The following is a 3,978-nucleotide window of genomic DNA, read 5'->3' as shown; positions in this document are numbered from 1 at the left end:
CCGTTCGCCTGCCGCCGTTCCGGCGACGGCCGCAGAGCACGCCGGATCCGCTGCGGCCGGACGAGGCGCGAAAGCGGCGGGGACGGCGCGCATCGGCCGCGGCCCGGACCGCGGCCCGCCTGCGGCGATCGACGCGCCTTCGCATTGCCCTCCGGACAGCCGCTGCGGCTTACGCGTCGACGCGCCTGGCGCCGGCTTCCAGACCGAGCTTCAGGCTGGCCTCGATGTATTCGTCGAGATCGCCGTCGAGCACCTTCTGCGTGTCGGTGCGCTCCACGCCGGTGCGCAGATCCTTGATGCGCGACTGGTCGAGCACGTAGGAGCGGATCTGGCTGCCCCAGCCGATGTCCGATTTCGTCGCTTCGAGCGCGTCCTTCTCGGCGTTGCGCTTCTGGATCTCGATCTCGTAGAGCTTGGCCTTGAGCATCTTCATCGCGCGGTCGCGGTTGGCGTGCTGCGAGCGCTCGGTCTGGCAGGCCACGACGACGCCGCTCGGCACGTGGGTGATGCGCACGGCCGATTCGGTCTTGTTGACGTGCTGGCCGCCGGCGCCCGAGGAACGGTAGACGTCGGTCTTGAGGTCGGCCGGATTCACGTCGATGTCGATGTCGTCGTCGACTTCGGGCGAGACGAAGATCGAGGAGAACGAGGTGTGGCGGCGGTTGTCCGAATCGAAAGGCGATTTCCGGACCAGGCGGTGCACGCCGATCTCGGTCTTGAGCCAGCCGTAGGCATAGTCGCCTTCGACGCGGAACGACGCGCTCTTGATGCCGGCCACGTCGCCGGCGGAGACCTCGAGCAGCTCGGTCTTCCAGCCCTTGCTCTCGCACCAGCGCAGGTACATGCGCAGCAGCATCTCGGCCCAGTCCTGCGCCTCGGTGCCGCCGGCGCCGGCCTGCACGTCGACGAACGCGTTCGCGCCGTCCATCTTGCCGGAGAACATGCGCTGGAATTCGAGCTTGTCGACCTTGCCGGCCAGGCTTTCGACGTCGTCGGCCACGGCGAGCGCGGTGCCCTCGTCGGCTTCGGCGACGGCCATGTCGAGCAGCTCGGCGGCGCCGGCCAGGCCTTCGATCAGGCTCTTGATGCCGTGCACGATCTTTTCGAGCTGCGCACGTTCCTTGCCGAGATCCTGGGCCCGTTGCGGGTTGTCCCAGACGGTCGGACTTTCCAGTTCGCGACTTACTTCTTCGAGACGTTCGGCCTTGGTCTCGTAGTCAAAGATACCCCCTAAGCGACCGCACCCGACCCTGGAGGTCAGTGATGCGCGCGGCGATCGGATTCGTCTCGATCATGGCGTGGACGGCTTCTGCATGGAAAAAGAGCGGCAGGATAGCAAATCCGCGCCGCGGCCGGCGACGCGGCTACAGCGCCTCTATGTGCCGCAGCAGCAGGCGCAGCCGTTCGCGGCCGTTCCAGTCGTCGATGACCAGCTCGAACGCCGCGCGCAGCCGAGTCGGCGGAGGCGTGCCGGCGTAGCCGCCGAACATGACCGCCTCGAGCGGTTCGCGCCGCTGCGCGTGCTGCAGGGTCAGGCGCAGGTGGGTCTCACCCATGCGCTTCCAGTCGAGCACGCGGAATTCGTCGTCGAACAGCGGCTCCGGAAACGCCTGGCCCCAGGGGCCTGCATAGCGCAGCTGGCGCGCGAGTTCGAGGTCGTAGTCCTGCGCGGCGAGGCAGCCGTCGGTCTGCAGCACCGGATCGAGCAGGCGCGCGTCGAGCCGGCGCCGCGCGACCGCGTCGAACGCCGCGGCGAACTCGGCCAGGCGTTCCGCGGCGAGGCTCAGGCCGGCGGCCATCGCGTGGCCGCCGAAACGCTTCAGCAGGCCCGGATGGCGCGCGTCGACCTCGGCCAGCGCGTCGCGCAAGTGGAAGCCGGCGATCGAGCGGCCCGAGGCCTTGATCTCGGCGCCGCCCTCGTCGGCCGGCGCGCAGGCGATGACCGGCCGGTGCAGGCGTTCCTTGAGCTTGGAGGCGACGAGACCGACCACGCCGACGTGCCAGTCGGGCTCGTACAGCACGACGCCGACCGGCAAGGTGTCGCCGCCGTGGCGCGCGAGGAACTGCGCGACGTTGGCCTCGCCCTGCTCGACCATCTGCGCCTGCAGCTCGCGCCGTTGCGCATTCATGGCCGACAGGCGGTCGGCCAGTTCGCGCGCGCGCCGCGGCTCGTCGCAGAGCAGGCATTCGATGCCCAGGCGCATGTCGTCCATGCGTCCGGCGGCATTGATGCGCGGCCCGAGCGCGAAGCCCAGATCGCTCGCGCAGAGCGTCGCCGCGCTGCGCTTGCTCGCCTCGACCAGCGCGGCCACGCCGGCGCAGGCCTGGCCCGCGCGGATACGGCGCAGGCCCGCGTCGACGAGCACGCGGTTGTTGTAGTCCAGCGGTACGAGGTCGGCGACCGTGCCGAGCGCGACGAGATCGAGCAGCGCCGACAGATCCGGCTCGGCGCGGCCGGCGAAGCCGCCGTCGGCGCGCAGGCGCGCGCGCAGCGCGAGCAGCAGATAGAACACGACGCCGACGCCGGCCAGCGCCTTGCTCGGAAACACGTCGCCGGGCAGGTTCGGATTGACCAGCGCGGCCGCATCCGGCAGCGAGTCGCCGGGCAGATGGTGGTCGGTCACGATCACGGCGATGCCGTGTGCATTGGCCGCGGCCACGCCCGCATGCGCGGCGACGCCGTTGTCGACGGTCAGGATCAGGTCCGGCCGGCGCGGCAGCAGTTCTTCCACGAGCGCGGGGCTCAGGCCGTAGCCGTGCGTGAAGCGGTTCGGCACCTGGTAGTCGACGTGGCGCGCGCCGAGCAGGCGCAGGCCGCGCACGGCGACGGCCGTGCCGGTCGCGCCGTCGGCGTCGAAATCGCCGACGACGACGATGCGGCGGTCCTCGCGCAGCGCCTGCGCGAGCAGCCTGCCGGCCTTGTCCAGGCCGCCCAGCTGCTGCGGCGGCGTCAGCCGCGCCAGGCGATGCTCGACGTCGGCCGCTGCAGCGACGCCGCGCGCGGCGTAGATGCGCCGCAGTACCGGATGCACCTGTTCGGGCCAGATACCGTCGACGGCCGCCGCGGCGCGGCGTTCGATGCGCCAGCTGCGCAGCATCGCTCAGCCCTGCAGCGGTCGCACGCGGCGCCAGAAGCGCCAGCGGTTAGCGGGGCGGTAATGCGCACGCGCGCCGTCGACGAAACGCAGCGCCAGCGCATCGATGCGGCCCTGGGCCAGCGCCTGTTCCACCGCCGGCAGCCAGTCCCGCGCCACGGTCGGAAGCGCGGCCGGGTCGTCGAGATCGAGCAGGGTTTCGCCGGCGAACCCGGCCGGCGCGCCGGGCTGCGGCGCGAGCACGGCGCAGGACGTCTGCGCGGCCAGCGCGGCGAGCACGCCGTCACGGGTCAGCACGCGCGCGAGCGGCGTCCTGACCCATTGCGGCAAGCTGCCGGCGCCCCAGAACCAGAGGCTGTTGACCGGCAGCTGGCCGCGCGCGATGCGCTGCGCGTTCAACGGATGGTTGTGCAGCACGATCTGCGCTTCGTTGAGCAGGCTGCGCCAGCGGCGACCTTCGTTGCCTTCGGGCAGATGCCGGCGCAGATCGTCGCCGAGCACCTGCTCCGGCGGCTGGAACGTGGGCAACTGTGCGCCGGCCGGCGCGCGCAGATACCAGCGCGACGGAACCGGCGCGTCGATCGGAAAACCGCTGTCGCCGAACAGCGGCTTGAGCGGACGCAGCAGCTCGTCGCAATCGGCCGGCGTCAGGCCGAGCTCGCCGCAGGCGAGCAGGCGCGCCGTCGCCATGTCGGCGCGTACGTGGGCCGGATCGGCCCGCAGCCACAGCGCGCCGGCGGCGTCCTTGCAGTCGGCCTGGCGCGTCAAGGCGGCGACCGGCAGCGCGGTTCCCGCAAACTGGAAAAGTTCCCGGAGCGCCGTCTCGCGACCGGCCGCCGCGGCCGGCAGCGCATCGCCGCGGCGCAGCCAGAACGCGAGCAGA

Annotated in this window: 3 protein-coding genes; all 3 read right to left on the bottom strand. The window is 71.6% G+C overall.

All coding sequences use genetic code 11. The annotated features are described in order from the left end of the window. Nucleotides 1–169: 169 nt before the first annotated feature. A protein-coding gene (gene prfB, locus NON22_RS21245) for a peptide chain release factor 2 (RefSeq protein ID WP_257388988.1) occupies nt 170–1,295 on the bottom strand; the annotation gives its coding sequence in 2 pieces (ribosomal slippage) (nt 170–1,219 and nt 1,221–1,295; 1,125 coding nt in all). Nucleotides 1,296–1,364: 69 nt separating this feature from the next. Next, nucleotides 1,365–3,098: a single-stranded-DNA-specific exonuclease RecJ gene (gene recJ, locus NON22_RS21240; RefSeq protein WP_257388987.1), complete on the bottom strand. Its 1,734-nt coding sequence runs from the start codon at nt 3,096–3,098 to the stop codon at nt 1,365–1,367. A 3-nt stretch (nt 3,099–3,101) separates the two neighbouring features. Further along, the coding region (locus NON22_RS21235; RefSeq protein ID WP_257388985.1) for a phosphoglycerate mutase at nt 3,102–3,978 on the bottom strand (877 nt) is incomplete at its 5' end.

This window comes from Tahibacter caeni (assembly GCF_024609805.1).
GTDB lineage: Bacteria > Pseudomonadota > Gammaproteobacteria > Xanthomonadales > Rhodanobacteraceae > Tahibacter > Tahibacter caeni.
The sequence above is the reverse complement of the archived record's forward strand: the minus strand, read 5'-3'. Positions and strand labels throughout refer to the sequence as shown.